This window comes from Serinibacter salmoneus (assembly GCF_002563925.1).
GTDB classification, from domain to species: domain Bacteria; phylum Actinomycetota; class Actinomycetes; order Actinomycetales; family Beutenbergiaceae; genus Serinibacter; species Serinibacter salmoneus.
On sequence record NZ_PDJD01000001.1, the window covers coordinates 1,170,446 to 1,187,656 of the forward strand.

Sequence of the window (17,211 nt, forward strand, 5' to 3'; positions counted from 1 at the left end):
TCGATGTGCGGTGACCGCGGCGAGGGCAGCAGGACTCAGCGAGGACTTCCTGCCAGCGCCGCGATGACTTCTTGAGCCATCGCGTCCACCTGCTCGGCGGTGGTCTGGAACGAGCACATCCACCGCACCTCGCCCCTGGCCTCGTCCCAGTCGTAGAACCGGAAGCGTTCACGCACCCTCGCGGCAGCCGCGGCCGGCAGGGTGGCGAACAGGGCATTGGCCTGCGTGTCCTGGGTGAAGGCCAGGCCGGGCGCCTGCCCGCTCTCGATCGCCGTCACCAGGTGCGTGCGCAGCCGGGTGGCCATGGCGTTGGCGTGGGAGGCATTGCGCAACCACAGGTCGCCGTCGTAGAGCGCCAGGAGCTGAGCGGAGATGAACCGCATCTTCGAGGCCAGCTGCATCGAGAGCTTGCGCACGTAGGTCATGCCCGGCGCGGCCTCGTCATCCAGGACCACGACCGCCTCGGCCCCCATGGCGCCGTTCTTCGTCCCGCCCAGCGAGAGCACGTCCACGCCGGCGCCGCTGGAGATCGCTGCGAGGTCGCAGCCCAGGTGCGCCGCGGCGTTCGCGAGCCGCGCCCCGTCCACGTGCAAGCGCATCCCCCGCTCGTGGGCGTGATCGGCGAGTGCCCGCATCTCCCGGGGTGTGTAGCAGGTGCCCAACTCGGTCGACTGGGTGAGGGAGACCACGAGTGGCTGTGCGCGGTGCTCGAAGCCCCAACCCCAGGCCTGGCGGTCCACCAACTCAGGGGTGAGCTTGCCGTCCGGGGTGGGGACCGTGAGGATCTTCACGCCCCCCATCCGCTCCGGTGCGCCGCCCTCATCGGTGTTGATGTGAGCGGACTCCGCCGCGATCACCGCACCCCATCGCGGCAGCATCGCCTGCAGCGCCACCACGTTGGCGCCCGTGCCGTTGAAGGTGGGGTAGACCGCGACCGGCGCGCTCAGGGTGCGGCTCAGGGACTCCCGCAGCGCCGCAGTGTAGGGGTCCTCACCGTAGGCGACCACGTCCCCGCCGTTCGCTTCGACCAGTGCCGCCATCACCTCGGGGTGCACTCCCGCGTAGTTGTCCGAGGCGAAGGCGATGGAGGTGGGGTCGTGACGCAGCATGGCTCGATCCTGTCACGACGCGTCGGTGCCCATGACCCCGGCGAGCGGTGTGCGGCGTCGTCTGACTAGGCTGGGCGGCGTCCGCCTCCCCCCGAGCGCCCGGCGGATGCGCGATCACGGAGGCGGTGGATCATGAGCGACCCGGCCCTGCCCGCCGACCCCCCGCAGGCTCCCGCGCCCACACCTGCGCCGAAACCCGACGCGTGGATGCTGCTGCGCATCGGCGCGACCGTGGTGGTCGCGATCTCGCTGTACTTCGCGGTGCCGCTGGTGCACGCACCCTCCTACGTGATGGCCCTGATCATGATCGGGCTCGTGGGCGCCGCCTTCGTGGCCTTCGTGCTGTTCGAGTTCCGCAGGATCCTGCGCAGTGAGCGCCCCCTGCTGACCTCGGTGGAGTCGATCATCCTGGTGATCACGGGATTCACCACCCTGTTCGCCTACACCTACGCCTGCCAGTCGGCCGCGGACCCCGCCTCGTTCAGCGAGGAACTCGGCCGTGGCGACGCGCTCTACTTCTCCATGACCATCGTCACCACCACCGGGTTCGGCGATATCACCGCCGTGGGCCAGATGGCCCGTGGCGTGGTGACCGTGCAGATGGCCCTCACCCTGGGGTTCGTGGCCGTCCTGGTGCGCAACCTCCTGCGTCAGGGTCAGCGCCGCGCCGCCACCGTTCACGGCACGTCACCGCCCGACGACGACTGAGCGGACCGAACCCGACCGTCCCCCTGACCCCGAGCATTCACACCCATCCCCGAGCCCCCGGAGACCCGTGAACCAGGCACCCGACGCCGAGACCCCCCTGGCACGCACCCTGCTGGCGCTGACCCTCCCGGCGGCGCTCGTGGGCGTGGTGTGCGCCCTGCTGCTGTGGGGGGCGGAGGAGCTCGCGGCGCTGCTGGAGCATCTGTGGTGGGGTGCGCTGCCGGACGCCCTCGGCGTGGGTGAGGCCCGGTGGTGGCCGCTGGTGATCCTGACGATCACCGGCGCGCTGATCGGCCTGGTGGTCGAGCGGGCCCCCGGGCACGCGGGCTACGACTCCGCCCAGATCGAGTTGAATGCGCCGCCGCTCCCGCTGCGTTCGCTCCCCGGGGTCGCGATCGTGCTCGTGCTCGCTCTCGCGGGCGGCGTGAGTCTCGGCCCCGAGAGTCCCATCATCGCGCTGGGCGTCGGCGTCACCGTCTGGGGGGCGCGGAGGTTCCTGCCCGCCGTCCCGGTACAGCTCGCGATGGTCACCGCCTTCGCCGGGATCATCGCGGCGATGTTCTCCGGGCCGTTCGCCGCAGCCCTGCTGCTCACCGAGGCGCTCGCCGCAGCCAAGGGGCCCGGCGGCCTGTGGGACCGGATGTTCCTGCCGATGGTCTCCGCCGTCGCCGCCTCGATCACCGCACGCCTGCTCGGCATGCCGAGCCTGATCGGGGACCTCGGTCCGGCCGATGTGACGCTCGCCTCGACCGGCTGGGCGGTGCTGATCGCGGCGGCCGCCGCGGCGTTCGGCGTTGCCGCGACCTACCTGCTGCCCCTCGCGCACCGGGCATTCCGTCGGCTGCGCCGGCCCCTGCTGTACACCACCGCCGGTGGCCTCGTGCTCGGCGTGCTGGGCACGATCGGCGGCGAGATCACCATGTTCAAGGGCAGCGCGGCCACCGCGCAGATCATCTCCGAGGCCGACACCATCGCCCTGGGCAGCCTGGTCGGGATCCTCGTGATCAAGACGGCCGCCCTCGTGGTCTCCGCGGCCGCGGGCTTCCGGGGCGGGCGGATCTTCCCCGCGATCTTCATCGGCACCGCGACCGGCGTGCTCGGCCACGCGATCCTGCCGGACGTCTCCATCGGCCTCGCGGTGGGCGCGGGCGTGCTCGGCACAGTGCTCGCCGTCAGCAAGAGCGGCTGGATGGCCCTGTTCGGCGGCGTCATCATCGTGGGGGATGCCACCGTGATCTCCGCCCTCATCGCCGTGCTGCTGCCGATCTGGCTGCTGCTGGCGCGCGTGCCCGAGATGATCGTGCACGCCCCGGGCCAACTCGACTCCCCGCCCGAGGAGGCCGCCGCGGTCACACCCGAACGCGGGTAGCCTCGAGCAGGTGAGCGCAGCATCGAGCCAGGCCACCGACGCCCCGGGTACCGACAGCCGAGCCACGCACAGTCGAGCCACTGGTAGCCCGGCCACGCGCGCGGTGGCCACACCACGCGGCACCCTGCACGCCGTCGTCAGCGATGGCGTGCTGCGGGCCCTGGGGGTGCCCTACGCCCGCGCCGAGCGGTACGCCGTGGCCGAACCCGTACGCCTGAACGAGCCCTACCTCGCCGACACCCCGGCACCCGCCGCACCGCAGCCCATCACACCCGTGGCGCACGACGTGCTCGGCGGTGGTCGCGAGCGCCTGGTGATCTCCGAGGACTGCCTGCGGCTGTCGGTCACCGCACCCGAGGACGCCGTGCCCGGGGAGGACCTGCCCGTCATGGTGTGGCTGCACGGCGGGAGCTACGTGGGCGGCGCCGGTGACATGCCGATCTACGATCCGGCGCCCCTGGTGCGTCAGGAGCGCGTGGTGGTGGTCTCCGTGACGTTCCGCCTCGGGGTCCTGGGCTATCTCGGGTTCGGCGGGGGTCCCGCGAATCTCGGTCTGCTGGATCAGATCGAGGCGCTGCGCTGGGTCCGCGATTGCGTGGCGGGCTTCGGCGGGGATCCGGCCTGCGTCACCGTGTTCGGGCAGTCCGCCGGTGGTGACTCTGCCGCTCACCTCATGATCGCGGCGGGCGCCCGGGGTCTGCTGCGGCGCGTGATCGTCCAGAGCGCCCCACTCGGGATCGTCACGGGCCGCGAACCGATGTACCGGGCGATGCTGCGCGCCGCCGGCACCCCGCAGCCGGGGGAGGACCTCGAGGCGGTGCTGCGCCGCCAGGCGCGGGCCTCCACCGCCGGCTTCCTCACCGCCGGCGGTCTGCGTGGCGGTATGCCCTTCGGTCTGCGCTACGGGCACCGGCCACTGCCGGCGGAGCGAGACCGTGAGGCGGCATGGCGCGCCGTCGCCCCGCAGATCGACCTCATGATCGGGAACACCACCCAGGAGGCAGCGCTGTTCACCCGGGGCCGTTCCGGGCGGGACTGGATCCTCACCGAGGGTGGTCTCATCGAGTGGAGCACGCGGCGCATCTACGCCGACGGCGCCGATCATCTCGCAGGTCTGCACCGGGAGGCCGGGGGCAACGCGGTGCGGTACCTGCTGGACTGGCGCCCGCAGGGCACCCTGCTCGGTGCGCGGCACAACTCCGACCTGCCGCTGCTGCTGGGCACACCGCAGGCGTGGGAGGGCGCCCTGCTGATCGGGGCCACCCCGCCGGAGGAACTGGAGCGGTTGGCCGCGCTGATGCGGGCGGTGTGGGCGCAGTTCGCCCGCACGGGCGGTGTCTCGCAGGAGACGGCGCAGGCGGCGGCGGAGATCCTCACGCTGACCAGCCGCGTCGAGAACTAGGCATGGCGAACGAGGCCATCGGCCTGCTCAGAAGGAACCTCGGACCGGTGACATGCCTGAGCCGGGGCACGATGCCGGGGCCGCGATGACAGCGCTGCTCCTGGTGGGCGCCGGCCACACACATCTCTATCTCGTCAAGCACGCCGCGGAGTTGGCCGCCGCCGGCTATCGGGTGCAACTTCTCGCCCCGCGCTTCTTCGACTACAGCGGCGTCGCGTCGGCGAGGGCCGCCGGGGCGCTGTCCGGCGACGCGGGGAGAATCGATGTGCGGGCGCTGGCCGCTGGCTGTGGTGTGGACTTCCACGAGGCGACCGTGGAGTCGCTCGATGCGGACGCGCGGATCGCGGTGACGTCGGATGGCGCCCGCCTGCCGTATGACGTGCTCTCGATCAATATCGGCAGCGTCGTCGCACCGGAGGGCATGGAGGTGCATCCTGGCGTGCTGAGGGTCAAACCGCTGAGTGGTCTCGGCGATCTCGATGTCCGCCTGCGAGCGCTGGGTCAGCGCGGTGCCGCGGTCACGGTGGTGGGAGGCGGTGCCTCGGGCCTGGAGCTGGCGGCCCACCTCGCGGTCCGCCCCGACGTCGCCCAGGTCCGGTTGGTGGAGTCCGGGCCGTTCCTCGGTGCCGACCTTCCCGCAGGTGCGCGCACGCGGATCAGCCGACTCCTTACCAAGCGTGACGTGGTGGTGCACACCGGGTGCGTCGTGAGCGAGATCGGCGAACGACAGCTCGTGTGCCAGGACGGTACGCAGATGGCCCACGATGTCGCCGTGCTCGCCACCGGACTCGCTGCACCCCCGCTGCTCGCTGCTCTCGGACTCGGCGACGGGCACGGGGTGCCGGTGCGGGCCACGCTCCAGCACGTCGACCGCGACGAGATCTACGCGGTCGGTGACTGCGCCCACTTCCTCCCACGGCCGCTGCCTCGCCTCGGGGTCCACGGGGTGCGGCAAGGACCGGTGCTGCACCGCAGCCTGCTCGCGCGGGTTCGAGCAGAGCCCCTGCCGGTCTACGAACCCCAGCGCCGTGCCCTGTCGATCCTCGATCTCGGCGGTGCCGTCGGGCTCGCTGTCCGCGGCCGAGTGTGGTGGTACGGCACCGGCCCGCTGCACCTCAAGCGATACATCGACCGCCGGTGGCTCAGGACGTACCAGCCCGAACCCGGTCCCTGGCAGCGTCCGACCGGGTGAGGAGCAGCAAACGCCGCCGAGCGACCAGGAGGTCGCTCGGCGGCGCTATTGCACAGGTCAGCGGCTGTTCCGTGCCGTCGTTCGGCCGTGCTGAACGACCGCAGCCGCAGTCCCGCTCAGATGTCGGAGTAGAGCTCGAACTCCAGGGGCGTGGGGCGCTGCTGGACCGGCAGCACCTCCTTGGTGCGCTTGTAGTCGATCCAGGTCTCGATGAGGTCCGGCGTGAACACGTCGCCCTCGGTGAGGTAGTCCTGGTCGGCCTCGAGTGCCTCGAGCACCTCCGGCAGGGTGGTCGGCACCTGCTGGATGGCCGCGTGCTCCTCCGGCGGGAGCTCGTAGAGGTCCTTGTCGACCGGCTCCGGCGGCTCGATGCGGTTCTTGATGCCGTCGATGCCGGCCATCAGGATCGCGGAGAACGCCAGGTAGGGGTTGGCCGACGGGTCCGGCACGCGGAACTCCACGCGCTTGGCCTTCGGGGAGGACCCGGTGATCGGGATCCGGATGCAGGCGGAGCGGTTACGCGCCGAGTACACCAGGTTGATCGGGGCCTCGAAGCCCGGCACCAGGCGGCGGTAGGAGTTCACCGAGGGGTTGGTGAACGCCAGCAGCGACGGCGCGTGGTGCAGCAGACCACCGATGTACCAGCGGGCCATCTCCGACAGGCCGCCGTAGCCGGACTCGTCGTGGAACAGCGGCTGGCCGTCCTTCCACAGCGAGGAGTGGCAGTGCATGCCCGAGCCGTTGTCGCCGAAGACCGGCTTCGGCATGAAGGTGGCGACGTGACCGGCCACGTTCGCGACGTTCTTGATGACGTACTTGAACTTCATCAGGTCGTCGCCGGCGGACTGCAGCGTGTTGAAGCGGTAGTTGATCTCCTGCTGGCCGCCGGTGCCCACCTCGTGGTGTGCGCGCTCGACCTGCAGGCCCACGCTCTGCAGCGTGGTCACCATCGTGTCGCGCAGGTCGGCGAACTTGTCGCTGGGGGAGAGGGGGAAGTACCCACCCTTGAAGCGGGTCTTGTAGCCGAGGTTCCCGCCATCCTCCTCGCGCCCGGTGTTCCACGCGGCCTCGATGGAGTCGATCTCGTAGAAGGAACCGTTGGACTCGGACTGGTAGCGCAGCGAGTCGAAGAGGTAGAACTCCGCCTCCGGGCCGAAGAAGACGGTGTCGGCGATACCGGTCGACTTCAGGTAGGTCTCCGCCTTCGCGGCGATCTGGCGCGGGTCGCGGCCGTAGGGCTCATCGGTGAAGGGGTCCACGATGGAGAAGTAGACAACCAGGGTCTTCTCGGCGCGGAACGGGTCGATGAAGGCGCTCGTGACGTCCGGGATGAGCTTCATGTCGGACTCGTGGATCGCCTGGAACCCACGGATCGAGGAGCCGTCGAACATGAGGCCCTCGGAGAAGGCCTCCTCCTCGAACGCCTCGACGGGGATGTTGAAGTGCTGCTGCACGCCCGGCAGGTCGATGAAGCGGACGTCGATGAACTTGACGTCCTGCTCCTTCGTGAAGGCGATGGCCTCCTCGGCAGAACTGAACATGGGGCTCCTTCGTGGTTGGTCCCTGGGTCACATCGAACGTAGGGGGAGCGGGTTTCCCACCCGTGACCTCGATGTGTCCTCAATGTTACAGAGTGCAGCCCGCGTCTTGGAGGAACGCGGGGGTGGCCGTGGGGAAACCTGGAAGGATCTCAGTTCACCACGAGGGCGCCCGGGCGGCCACCGCAGGCGACGGGCGACGCCGACGGTGGCGACTACGATCGAGAGGTGCCCGCCCGACCTGATCCCGTACCTGCCGACCCGAGCCCCGGCCGCCGGGACGGCGTGGGCCAGGATGCGCCGTCGGGCGTGGACTCGGCGCTGCTGGGGCGACGGGTGATCGCGCTGTTGATCGACTGGGCCATCGCCTCGGCGATCAGCGCCGGCTTCTTCGACTTCGACTCCATGGCCACCCTCGGCGTGTTCGCGGGCATGACGGCGCTGCTGGCCATGACGCTCGGCGCCACCATCGGGCACCGGATCTGCGGGTTGCGTCTGGTGCGCCACGACGACGGCGCCTCCCCCCTCCCACCGCTCGCCGCCGTGATCCGCACCGCCCTGATGTGCCTGGTCATCCCCGCGGTGGTGTGGGGAGCCGACGGCCGCGGGCTGCACGATATCGCCGCGCGCACCGCCATCGTGCGGTGGTAGCAGGCGCCTGGGACTGATGTCCCGGGGACCGAAGTCCCCGGGACCTCGGCCTCAGAATCGGCGGAATCACGGGGCCTAGCGTGGAAGCATCATCCAGCGCAGACCCACAGGAGCCGAATATGACCACCACCGCTGACGGCCAGGTCGCCTCGGAGGCCGAGGACGCCGAGAGCATCGTCGAGGAGACCCTGGACGCCGCCGCCCCCACCGCCGACCCGACCGCCGCCCACATCGACGACCTGGTGGCGCGCGGGCAGCGCGCCCTGGCCGAGTACGCCTCATTCACCCAGGAGCAGATCGACCGGATCGTGGCCAAGGCCGCCGTGGCTGCCCTGGACCAGCACGGAGCCCTCGCCGAGATCGCCGTGGCCGAGACCGGCCGCGGGGTGTTCGAGGACAAGGCCGTGAAGAACATCTTCGCGTGCGAGCACGTGACCCACTCGATGCGTGACCTGCGCACCGTGGGTGTGGTGGGCAAGGACGAGCTCAACGGGATCACGGAGATCGCTGAGCCGGTCGGCGTGATCTGCGGGGTCACCCCGGTGACCAACCCCACCTCGACGGCGATCTTCAAGGCGCTGATCTCCCTGAAGACCCGCAACCCGATCGTCTTCGCCTTCCACCCCGGCGCCCAGGAGTGCTCCGTGGCCGCGGCCCGCATCGTGCGTGACGCCGCGGTGGCGGCAGGTGCGCCCGCCGACTGCGTGCAGTGGGTGCAGGCACCCTCCCTGGAGGCCACGAGCCGGTTGATGAACCACCCCGGGGTCGCGCTCATCCTCGCCACCGGCGGCAACGCCATGGTCCGGGCTGCCTACTCCTGCGGCAAGCCCGCCCTCGGAGTGGGCGCCGGGAACGTTCCCGCCTACATCACCCGCAGCGCGAAGCTCAAGCGCGCCGTGAACGACGTCGTGTTGTCCAAGGCCTTTGACAACGGCATGATCTGCGCCTCGGAGCAGGCCGTCATCCTGGACGAGGAGATCTACGACGAGGCGATGAGTGAGTTCGCCACGCTGCACGCCTACCTCGCCTCAGCCGAGGAGAAGGAGATGCTGGAGCGGTTCATCTTCGGGGTGGATGCGTTCTCCGCCAACTGCGGCGGCGCCAAGCTCAACCCCACGGTCGTGGGCAAGCACCCGGCGTGGATCGCCGAGCAGGCCGGTTTCTCCGTGCCCGAGGACACCTCGATCATCCTCGTACCCGTCAGCGAGGTCGGACCCGGTGAGCCCCTGACCCGGGAGAAGCTGTGCCCCGTGCTCGCCGTGCTGCGCGCGGGTTCGGCGGAGGAGGGCATCCGGCTGTCCGAGCAGATGGTGGAGTTCGACGGTCTGGGCCACTCCGGTGCCATCCACACCGAGGACGAGGCCCTCGCGGAGGAGTTCGGCTCACGCGTCAAGGCCGTGCGCATCATCACCAACGCGCCCAGTTCCCTGGGCGGCATCGGCGACATCTACAACGCCTTCATCCCCTCTCTGACACTCGGTTGTGGCTCCTACGGGCACAACTCCGTGTCCAACAACGTCTCGGCGATCAACCTGGTCAACATCAAGCGCATCGGGCGGAGGAACAACAACTTGCAGTGGTTCAAGGTTCCGGCGAAGACCTACTTCGAGCCGAACGCGATCCGCTACCTCGCCGACATGCCGGACGTCGAGCGCGTGACGATCGTCACGGACTCCGTCATGACCAGGCTCGGGTTCGCCGACCGCGTCATGGACGTGCTCAACCGGCGCGGCAACAAGGTCGCGATGCAGATCATCGACCAGGTGGAGCCCGAGCCGAGCGTGCAGACCGTGCAGAAGGGCGCCGAGCAGATGCGCCACTTCAAGCCGGACACGATCATTGCGCTCGGCGGCGGCTCGCCGATGGACGCCGCGAAGGTGATGTGGCTGCTCTACGAGCACCCCGAGATCGACTTCTCCGACCTGAAGCAGAAGTTCTTCGACGTGCGCAAGCGTGCCTTCCGGTTCCCCACGCTGGGCCAGCTCGCGCAGCTCGTGTGCATCCCGACGTCCTCGGGCACGGGTGCGGAGGTGACGCCGTTCGCGGTCATCTCGGATGTGGAGGCCGGCAAGAAGTACCCGCTGGCCGACTACGCGCTGACCCCGTCGGTGGCGATCATCGACCCGGCGCTCACCGCCTCCATGCCGCGCTCGCTCGCCGCGGACTCCGGCTTCGATGCCCTCACCCACGCCACCGAGGCCTACACCTCGGTGTACGCGAACGACTTCACCGACGGCATGGCGCTGCACGCGATCAAGTTGATCTTCGAGAACCTGGCGCAGTCCGTCACCGGTGACGCCGAGGACCCCCGCACCGGGGAGTCGCGGGAGAAGATGCACAACGCCGGCACCATCGCCGGCATGGCCTTCGGGAACGCCTTCCTCGGGATCGTGCACGCGATGGCGCACGTGGTCGGCTCCACCTACCACCTGGTGCACGGCCGCACGAACGCCACCCTGCTGCCGCACGTGATCCGCTACAACGGTCAGGTGCCCACCAAGCTGACGAGCTGGCCGAAGTACGAGCACTACGTGGCACCGGAGCGCTTCCAGCAGATCGCGGCGCACCTGGGTCTGCCGGCGAGCACCCCGGCCGAGGGCGTGGAGTCCTACGCCCGAGCCGTGGAGTCCCTGCGGGCGCGGGTCGGTATCCCGCAGTCCTTCCAAGCGCAGGGTGTGGACGAGGCGGAGTTCCTCAGCCGCCTCGACGAGGTCGCCACCGGCGCCTACGAGGACCAGTGCGCACCGGCCAACCCGCGGATGCCGATGCGGGAGGACATGAAGGAGATCATGCTGGCCGCCTACTACGGCACGTCCGTCGAGGAGGTCCGGGCCACCCGCGAGGAGGTCGCGGCCGGCTGAGACCTGGCTGACACACGACGAACGGGCCGGTGAACCAGGGGGTTCACCGGCCCGTTCGTCATGGTCTGAGCTGGGAATCAGCGGCCGCGCATCGCCTTGCGGTCGGGGCGCATCCGGGTGGGGTCCACGCCCTTGGGGACGGGCATCCTCGCGGTGTGCAGGGCGCGCAGCCGCTTGTTCACCTCGGTGATCTCGGCGCTGGTGAGTCGACGCTCGGACTTCTGCTTGCGCACCGCATTCGCCAGCTTCGGGAGCGGGACCTGGCCCTCCTCCCGGCCGCACTGCACGAGGCTGACGGAGACCTCCGGGATGATCCGATTGACCCGCTTGCGCTCGGATTCCAGCAGGCGGTGCTGCGCGCCCCGGTTCCCGCCCTCGGCCACCAGGACCACGCCCGGGCGCCCCACGGCGCGGAAGACCATCGCCTGGGTGCGCGCGTCGATCGCGATCGGCTCCTCCTCGATGTTCCAGCCACGACGGATGGTTCCCAGCGCGGCGGAGACCGCGCCCGGCTGGCCCTCGATGCGGGAGTACGCGGCGCGCTCGGCTCGACGGGACAGGAAGATCGTGGCGATCAGGATCCCGATCGGGAATGACACGATCAGGAAGTACCAGGTCACCCCCGGGTTGATCAGCATGCCGGCGACCCAGCCGACGGCGACGGTCACCAGGAGGATCGCGAGCATGATCCAGGGCACGCTCGGGTCCGCCTTGCGCGTCATCTGGAAGACGTCCCAGACCTGGTGATACCAGCGGCGCTTCTTGACCTTCGGTGCTGTCGTCTCGTTGCCTGAATTGCGTGCCATGGTGACCCTAGGGTACCCGCGCACGGGACCGGTTCGGGTGGCTCAGAGCAGGTGTTGCGCCGCTGCCTCGATGTCCGGGGAGGTGAACTCGAACCCATCGGCGAGGAGCACCTCGGGGACGACGTTCTGGGAGGCCAGGAGTTCCGCGGCGAAGCCGCCCACCGCGAGGCGCAGGGCGAAGCCGGGGACGGGGAGGAAGGCGGGCCGGTGCAGTTCACGCGCCAACGCGCGGGTGAGGTCGGCGTTGCGGGCCGGCTCCGGCGCGGTGAGGTTGACCGGGCCCACGACCTCGGACTCCAGCAGGTGTGCCATCGCCCGGATCTCGTCCTCGAGGGTGATCCAGGGCCACCACTGGCGACCCGACCCGAGCGGCCCCGCCAGGCCGAGCCGGAGCAGCGGGAGCAGCCGGCCGAGGGCGCCGCCCTCGGGGGTGAGCACGATGCCGGTGCGCGCGTGGGCCACCGGGATCCCGGCGTCGGCCGCAGGGGCGGCCGCGCCCTCCCAGGCCTGGCACACCCGCGCCAGGAACGTGTTGCCCGCCGGCGCCGACTCCGTCAGGCGGTTCTGGCCGCCCTCGCCGTAGTAACCGACGGCCGAGGCCGTGACCAGGCGGGCGGCGATACCGTGCTCGGCCATCGTCCGGGCGACGAGGTCGACACTGCCGACCCGGGAGGACAGGATCGCCTCGCGCCGTCGCCTCGTCCATCGTCGGTCCGCGACGCCGACCCCGGAGAGCACGAGCACCGCCGAGACGCCCTCGAACGCGGCGGCGGGGAGCATCGCGGCAGTCGGGTCCCACTGCACCTCGTCGGCGCCTCGGGCCGGACGCCGCACCAGCACCCGTGTGGCGATCCCCCGCTCGGCGAGGTGGCGCCGCAGGTGGGAACCGATCAGCCCGGAGGCCCCCGCTATCAGGACGGGGCCTCCGGGCTGAGGTGTGGTCGTCATACGACCATGCTAGGTGGGGCGGGTGTCAGATGCCCAGGTCTCCCTCGAAGGCGCCCTCCTCGAGGCGACGCTTGACCAGCGAGAGGTAGCGACCGGCGTCCGCGCCGTCCACCAGGCGGTGGTCGTAGGAGATCGCGAGGTAGACCATCGAGCGGATCGCGATCGAGTCGCCCTCCGGTCCCGAGATCACCACGGGCCGCTTGACGATCGTGCCGACGCCGAGGATCGCCACCGTGGGGGCGGGGACGATCGGGGTGTCGAACAGGGCCCCTGCGCTCCCGGTGTTGGTCAGGGTGAACGTGCCACCGCTGAGCTCGTCGGGGCCGACCTTGTTGTCGCGGGTGCGAGCCGCGAGGTCGTTGATCCCGCCGGCCAGGTCCGCGATGGTCATCTCGCCCGCGTCCTTGATCACCGGGGTCAGCAGCCCGCGCGGGGTGTCCACGGCGATGGCCAGGTTCTCCCCGCCGGGGTAGACGATCGTGTCGTCCTCGATGCGGGCATTGATCTTCGGGTACGCCTGCAGCGCCTCGATCGCGGCCTTGGCGAAGAACGGCAGATAGGTGAGCTTCTGCCCGGTCTTCTCGGCGAAGACGTTCTTGGACTTCGCCCGCAGGGCCGCCACCTTGGTGACGTCCACCTCGACCACGGTGGTCAACTGCGCCATGGTGTGCAGCGACTCCGGCATCCGCTGCGCGATGATCTTGCGCAGGCGGGACATCTTCTCGCTGGTGCCGCGCAACTCCGAGACCGGCATCTTCGTGCTGGGCGCCGCGGCGGGCGCCGCGGGAGCAGCGGAGGCGGTCGACGACGCAGCCGGGGCGGGTGCCTCGCTCGCCTTCTTCGCGGCCTCGGCGGCCGCGATGACGTCCTGCTTGCGGATGCGGCCGCCGACACCGGAACCGGAGACCGTGGTCAGGTCCACGCCGTGCTGGGCGGCGAGCTTGCGCACGAGCGGCGTGACGTACACCGCGGAGTCATCGCCGGCCGGTGCCTCCTGCTTGGGGGCCTCCTGCTTGGGTGCCTCCTGCTTGGGGGCCTCCTGCTTGGGGGCCTCCTGCTTGGGGGACTCCTGCTTGGGGGCCTCCTGCTTGGGGGACTCCTTCTCGGGGGCCTCGGGGCTGCTCTCGGCGGGGGCTGCCGACGGGTCGCCGATGATGGCCAGGACGGAGCCGACCTCGGCGGTCTCGTCCTCGGCGACCTTGATCGCCAGGACGGTGCCGGCCACGGGGGAGGGGACCTCGGTGTCGACCTTGTCGGTGGAGACCTCCAGGAGGGGCTCGTCCACCTCGATGCTCTCGCCGACCTCCTTCAGCCACCGGGTCACGGTGCCCTCGGTCACGCTCTCGCCCAGGGCGGGCAGGGTGACCTCGGTGCCGGAGACGTCGCCGGAGGCGGGCTTGGCCTCGGCCTTGGGGGCCTCCTGCTCGGGGGCCTCCTGCTTGGGGGCCTCCTGCTTGGGGGACTCCTTCTCGGGGGCCTCGGGGCTGCTCTCGGCGGGAGCCGCCGACGGGTCGCCGATGATGGCCAGGACGGAGCCGACCTCGGCGGTCTCGTCCTCGGCGACCTTGATCGCCAGGACGGTGCCGGCCACGGGGGAGGGGACCTCGGTGTCGACCTTGTCGGTGGAGACCTCCAGGAGGGGCTCGTCCACCTCGATGCTCTCGCCGACCTCCTTCAACCAGCGCGTGACCGTGCCCTCGGTCACGCTCTCGCCCAGCGCGGGCAGGGTGACCTCGGTGCCGGAGACCTCGCCGGAGGCGGGCGCGGCCGGGGCGGCGGATGCCTCCGGCGTCGGCTCTGCCGCGGGCGCCTCCGGCGTCGGCTCGGCCTCGGATGCGCTCGTCGAGGCCGGGGCCGCGTCGTCGCCCGCAGATCCGGATCCGTCGCCGATGACGGCGAGCTCGGCGCCGACCTCGACCGTCTCGTCCTCCTCGACCAGGATCTTCTCCACCACGCCGGCCACGGGGGAGGGGACCTCGGTGTCGACCTTGTCGGTCGAGACCTCCAGCAGGGGCTCGTCCACCTCGATGCTCTCGCCGACCTCCTTCAGCCAGCGCGTCACGGTGCCCTCCGTCACACTCTCGCCAAGGGCGGGCATCTTCACGGACTCTGCCATCGTCTCTCCTTCATAGTGCCGACGCATTACGGGATCACCCGGCGAACGTCGGCGCGGCCTCGTCGCAGGTATCGATCATCTCTATCTTGGCACTCCTGCGGCTCGAGCAGGGACCAGCGTGGTGTGGGTTGGTGCCTACTTCTCGGTGAACGACTCGAGATAGGTCACCAGGGTTCGCAGTCCGAAACCCGTTCCGCCCTTCGGGGTGTAGCCCCACGGGCCACTCTCGTTGAACGACGGTCCGGCGATGTCGATGTGTCCCCACGGCGTGGTTCCAACGAATTCCCGCAGGAACAGGCCCGCTGTGAGCATGCCGCCGAACTTCCCACCGATGTTCGCGAGGTCGGCGACCGGCGAATTCAGACCCTCGCGGAGGTCCTCCGGCAGGGGCATCGCCCACGCGGACTCACCCGCGGCTGTGGCACGGGTCACGATCGCGTCGCGAACCTCCGGCGAGCCCATCACACCGGCGACGCGCGGCCCCAGGGCCACCATCTGGGCGCCGGTCAGGGTGGCGATGTCGATCACCGCATCCGGCTCCAGGGCGATCGCCTCGGTGAGGGCATCGGCCATGACCAGACGCCCCTCGGCGTCGGTGTTGAGGACCTCCACGGTCTTCCCGCTGCGCATCGTCACGATGTCCCCGGGGCGCTGCGCAGCACCCGAGGGCATGTTCTCCGCCAGGGCGAGGAAACCGGTCACGGCGATCGGGAGAGCCAGTGCCTCCGCCGCGAGCACCGCGTGCAGCACCGTGGCCGCACCCGCCATGTCGGTCTTCATCGTGGTCATGCCCGTCGGGGGCTTGAGCGACAAACCGCCGGAGTCGAAGGTGATGCCCTTGCCCACCAGGGCGACGTGCGCCTTCGCGCGGGTGGGCTCATAACTCAGGGTGACCAGGCGAGGAGGTCGCGTGGACCCCTGACCCACGCCGACCAGGCCACCGAAGCCTCCGGCGCGCAACGCCTGCTCGTCCAGGGTCGAGACCTTCACCTTGGTGCCGGATGCGGCCTTGCGGGCGATCTCGGCGAAGGCCTCCGGGTACAGGTCGTTGGGCGCCGTGTTCACGAGGTCGCGCACCGCCATCGCTGCGGTGGCCGTGATGTGTGCACGCGCGACCGCCGACTTCACGTCCCGCGTGCGGGCCTTGGAGGTCAGGACAGTGATCTGGGCCGCCTCGGTCGACTCGCCCGCCCGGTAGCGCGTGAAGGCGTAGCCGCCGAGGGTCGCGCCCTCGGCGCAGGCGGCCACTGTCGAGGCGTCATCGCGCGGAGCGAGCACAGCGATCGCAGAGCGGCCGGACAGGGCGCGCACCGCGGCTCCCGTCGCGCGGCGCACGGCGTCGGCCTCGAGGTCGCCGGCAACGGCGCCCACACCGACGGTCACGACCACATCGGCACGCATCACGGCCGGCGCAGGGATGACCGTGACCTCCTCCGCCTTGCCCCTCAGGCGCAGCGCGGCGATCGCGTCGGCCAGCTCGTCCGTGAGGACGGCCGGCACCTCGCCGAGGGGCTGCGCGGTCCCAGGTTCCTCGCCCTGGGCCAGCAGGATCACCAGCGCGTCGGAGTCGACGGTGTCGGCGGAACGGGACAGCAGAGTCGGGGCAGCAACCATGCTCCTGATCGTAGTCACCTTTGCGCACCTGCGAGCGGTGAGGACTCGGCGGCCCGCGTGACCTAGTCTGTGGCCTGTGCTGTTAGCGATCGTCCTGGCCTGCGCAGCGGCCGCCGTCGTGGGGATCTGGGCACTCGTGCATGCGGTCACCGACCGCCCGGTGCTGGGTCGCCAGGTTCCCGCACTCGTGGCCGCCGAGGTGCTCCTGCTCGTTCAGGCGATCGTCGCGGGCATCCAGATCGCCGCCGGTCACCGGGTCGCCGACCCGGTGACCCTCTGGGGCTACCTGGTCACGGTGGCGCTGATGTTCCCGATCGCCTTCGGGTGGGCGTTCGTGGAACGTAGCCGGTGGAGCTCGGTCGTCCTCGTGGTGGCCGGGGTGGCAGTGCTGGCCATGCAGATGCGGGTCTACCAACTGTGGGGGGCGTGAGATGACAGACTCCGGGGTCGCGGACACCCGACGCCGGGCCTACGGGGTCGGCCGGGTGCTGATCGCCGTCTACGGCGTGTTCGCCGTCTCGGCCACCGCCCGGGCAAGCGTTCAACTCATCCGGGACGCGTCGCAGGCGCCCGTGGCCTACTCGTTGTCGGCCTTCGCCGCCGCCGTCTACGTGGTGGCCACGATCGCGCTCGCGCACAACGGTCGACGCATGCGCCGGGTCGCGTGGGTCGCGGTGGTGGTGGAACTGATCGGCGTGGTGAGCGTGGGCGTGTGGTCCTTCGTCGATCCCGCAGCGTTCCCGGAGGCGACCGTATGGTCGCACTTCGGTCAGGGATACGCCTTCGTCCCGCTGGTCCTGCCGATCCTCGGCATCGCCTGGCTGGTGCGCTCGAACCCGGCGGCCCTCGCGCGCGCCTGACCGCGTGGGTGGGGATGCACCGGCCGGGAGCCGTGTG

The 17,211-nt window shown here is 70.5% G+C and carries 14 protein-coding genes; 8 read left to right on the forward strand and 6 right to left on the reverse strand.

The annotated features are described in order from the left end of the window. Positions 1-35: 35 nt before the first annotated feature. Positions 36-1,109, reverse strand: coding sequence for a threonine aldolase family protein (locus ATL40_RS05110; RefSeq protein ID WP_098468595.1), 1,074 nt, complete (start codon positions 1,107-1,109; stop codon positions 36-38). A 132-nt stretch (positions 1,110-1,241) separates the two neighbouring features. Here ATL40_RS05110 and ATL40_RS05115 point away from each other — a divergent pair, with 132 nt between their 5' ends. From ATL40_RS05115 to ATL40_RS05130, 4 genes are all read left to right on the forward strand, one after another. Then, complete coding sequence (locus tag ATL40_RS05115; protein WP_098468596.1) at positions 1,242-1,817, forward strand: potassium channel family protein; 576 nt, start codon at positions 1,242-1,244, stop codon at positions 1,815-1,817. Between the two features lie 67 nt (positions 1,818-1,884). Further along, positions 1,885-3,186 carry an ion channel protein gene (locus ATL40_RS05120; protein WP_098468597.1) on the forward strand — a complete coding sequence of 434 codons (1,302 nt, stop codon included), beginning with the start codon at positions 1,885-1,887 and terminating at the stop codon, positions 3,184-3,186. 10 nt (positions 3,187-3,196) lie between these two features. Continuing rightward, positions 3,197-4,588 carry a carboxylesterase family protein gene (locus ATL40_RS05125; protein ID WP_098468598.1) on the forward strand — a complete coding sequence of 464 codons (1,392 nt, stop codon included), beginning with the start codon at positions 3,197-3,199 and terminating at the stop codon, positions 4,586-4,588. A gap of 52 nt (positions 4,589-4,640) precedes the next feature. Next, positions 4,641-5,780 carry an NAD(P)/FAD-dependent oxidoreductase gene (locus ATL40_RS05130; protein WP_098468599.1) on the forward strand — a complete coding sequence of 380 codons (1,140 nt, stop codon included), beginning with the start codon at positions 4,641-4,643 and terminating at the stop codon, positions 5,778-5,780. A gap of 116 nt (positions 5,781-5,896) precedes the next feature. On the opposite strand, the gene glnA is transcribed toward ATL40_RS05130, so the two are convergent. After that, positions 5,897-7,321 carry a type I glutamate--ammonia ligase gene (gene glnA, locus ATL40_RS05135; protein ID WP_098468600.1) on the reverse strand — a complete coding sequence of 475 codons (1,425 nt, stop codon included), beginning with the start codon at positions 7,319-7,321 and terminating at the stop codon, positions 5,897-5,899. Between the two features lie 225 nt (positions 7,322-7,546). Here glnA and ATL40_RS05140 point away from each other — a divergent pair, with 225 nt between their 5' ends. Both ATL40_RS05140 and adhE read left to right on the forward strand, forming a co-directional pair. Further along, positions 7,547-7,969, forward strand: a complete 423-nt coding sequence (locus ATL40_RS05140) for an RDD family protein (RefSeq protein WP_169925877.1) — start codon at positions 7,547-7,549, stop codon at positions 7,967-7,969. A gap of 119 nt (positions 7,970-8,088) precedes the next feature. After that, positions 8,089-10,830 carry a bifunctional acetaldehyde-CoA/alcohol dehydrogenase gene (adhE, locus tag ATL40_RS05145; RefSeq protein WP_098468602.1) on the forward strand — a complete coding sequence of 914 codons (2,742 nt, stop codon included), beginning with the start codon at positions 8,089-8,091 and terminating at the stop codon, positions 10,828-10,830. 77 nt (positions 10,831-10,907) lie between these two features. Here adhE and ATL40_RS05150 read toward each other — a convergent pair whose 3' ends face one another. The 4 genes from ATL40_RS05150 to ATL40_RS05165 form a co-directional block, all read right to left on the reverse strand. Next, a complete protein-coding gene (locus tag ATL40_RS05150) occupies positions 10,908-11,636 on the reverse strand; it encodes a DUF4191 domain-containing protein (RefSeq protein WP_098468603.1) in 729 nt (242 codons plus the stop codon). Between the two features lie 42 nt (positions 11,637-11,678). Beyond that, positions 11,679-12,584, reverse strand: coding sequence for a TIGR01777 family oxidoreductase (locus ATL40_RS05155; protein ID WP_098468604.1), 906 nt, complete (start codon positions 12,582-12,584; stop codon positions 11,679-11,681). A gap of 25 nt (positions 12,585-12,609) precedes the next feature. After that, positions 12,610-14,700 carry a 2-oxoglutarate dehydrogenase, E2 component, dihydrolipoamide succinyltransferase gene (sucB, locus tag ATL40_RS05160; protein ID WP_098468605.1) on the reverse strand — a complete coding sequence of 697 codons (2,091 nt, stop codon included), beginning with the start codon at positions 14,698-14,700 and terminating at the stop codon, positions 12,610-12,612. Positions 14,701-14,835: 135 nt separating this feature from the next. Further along, positions 14,836-16,314, reverse strand: a complete 1,479-nt coding sequence (locus ATL40_RS05165) for a leucyl aminopeptidase (protein ID WP_098468606.1) — start codon at positions 16,312-16,314, stop codon at positions 14,836-14,838. Between the two features lie 76 nt (positions 16,315-16,390). On the opposite strand from ATL40_RS05165, the gene ATL40_RS05170 reads away from it, so the two are divergent. Both ATL40_RS05170 and ATL40_RS05175 read left to right on the forward strand, forming a co-directional pair. After that, entirely contained in the window at positions 16,391-16,744 is a 354-nt protein-coding gene (locus ATL40_RS05170) for a hypothetical protein (RefSeq protein WP_098468607.1), read from the forward strand. Position 16,745: 1 nt separating this feature from the next. Further along, positions 16,746-17,174: a hypothetical protein gene (locus ATL40_RS05175; protein WP_098468608.1), complete on the forward strand. Its 429-nt coding sequence runs from the start codon at positions 16,746-16,748 to the stop codon at positions 17,172-17,174. Positions 17,175-17,211 lie beyond the last annotated feature (37 nt).

Bases quoted from the DNA above. Each gene is read 5' to 3' on its own strand.
- ATL40_RS05110 (WP_098468595.1), bottom strand. From the start codon at position 1,109: ATGCTGCGTCACGACCCCACCTCCATCGCCTTCGCCTCGGACAACTAC.
- ATL40_RS05115 (WP_098468596.1), top strand. From the start codon at position 1,242: ATGAGCGACCCGGCCCTGCCCGCCGACCCCCCGCAGGCTCCCGCGCCC.
- ATL40_RS05130 (WP_098468599.1), top strand. From the start codon at position 4,641: ATGCCTGAGCCGGGGCACGATGCCGGGGCCGCGATGACAGCGCTGCTC.
- glnA (WP_098468600.1), bottom strand. From the start codon at position 7,321: ATGTTCAGTTCTGCCGAGGAGGCCATCGCCTTCACGAAGGAGCAGGAC.
- adhE (WP_098468602.1), top strand. From the start codon at position 8,089: ATGACCACCACCGCTGACGGCCAGGTCGCCTCGGAGGCCGAGGACGCC.
- ATL40_RS05150 (WP_098468603.1), bottom strand. From the start codon at position 11,636: ATGGCACGCAATTCAGGCAACGAGACGACAGCACCGAAGGTCAAGAAG.
- ATL40_RS05155 (WP_098468604.1), bottom strand. From the start codon at position 12,584: ATGACGACCACACCTCAGCCCGGAGGCCCCGTCCTGATAGCGGGGGCC.
- sucB (WP_098468605.1), bottom strand. From the start codon at position 14,700: ATGGCAGAGTCCGTGAAGATGCCCGCCCTTGGCGAGAGTGTGACGGAG.
- ATL40_RS05165 (WP_098468606.1), bottom strand. From the start codon at position 16,314: ATGGTTGCTGCCCCGACTCTGCTGTCCCGTTCCGCCGACACCGTCGAC.
- ATL40_RS05175 (WP_098468608.1), top strand. From the start codon at position 16,746: ATGACAGACTCCGGGGTCGCGGACACCCGACGCCGGGCCTACGGGGTC.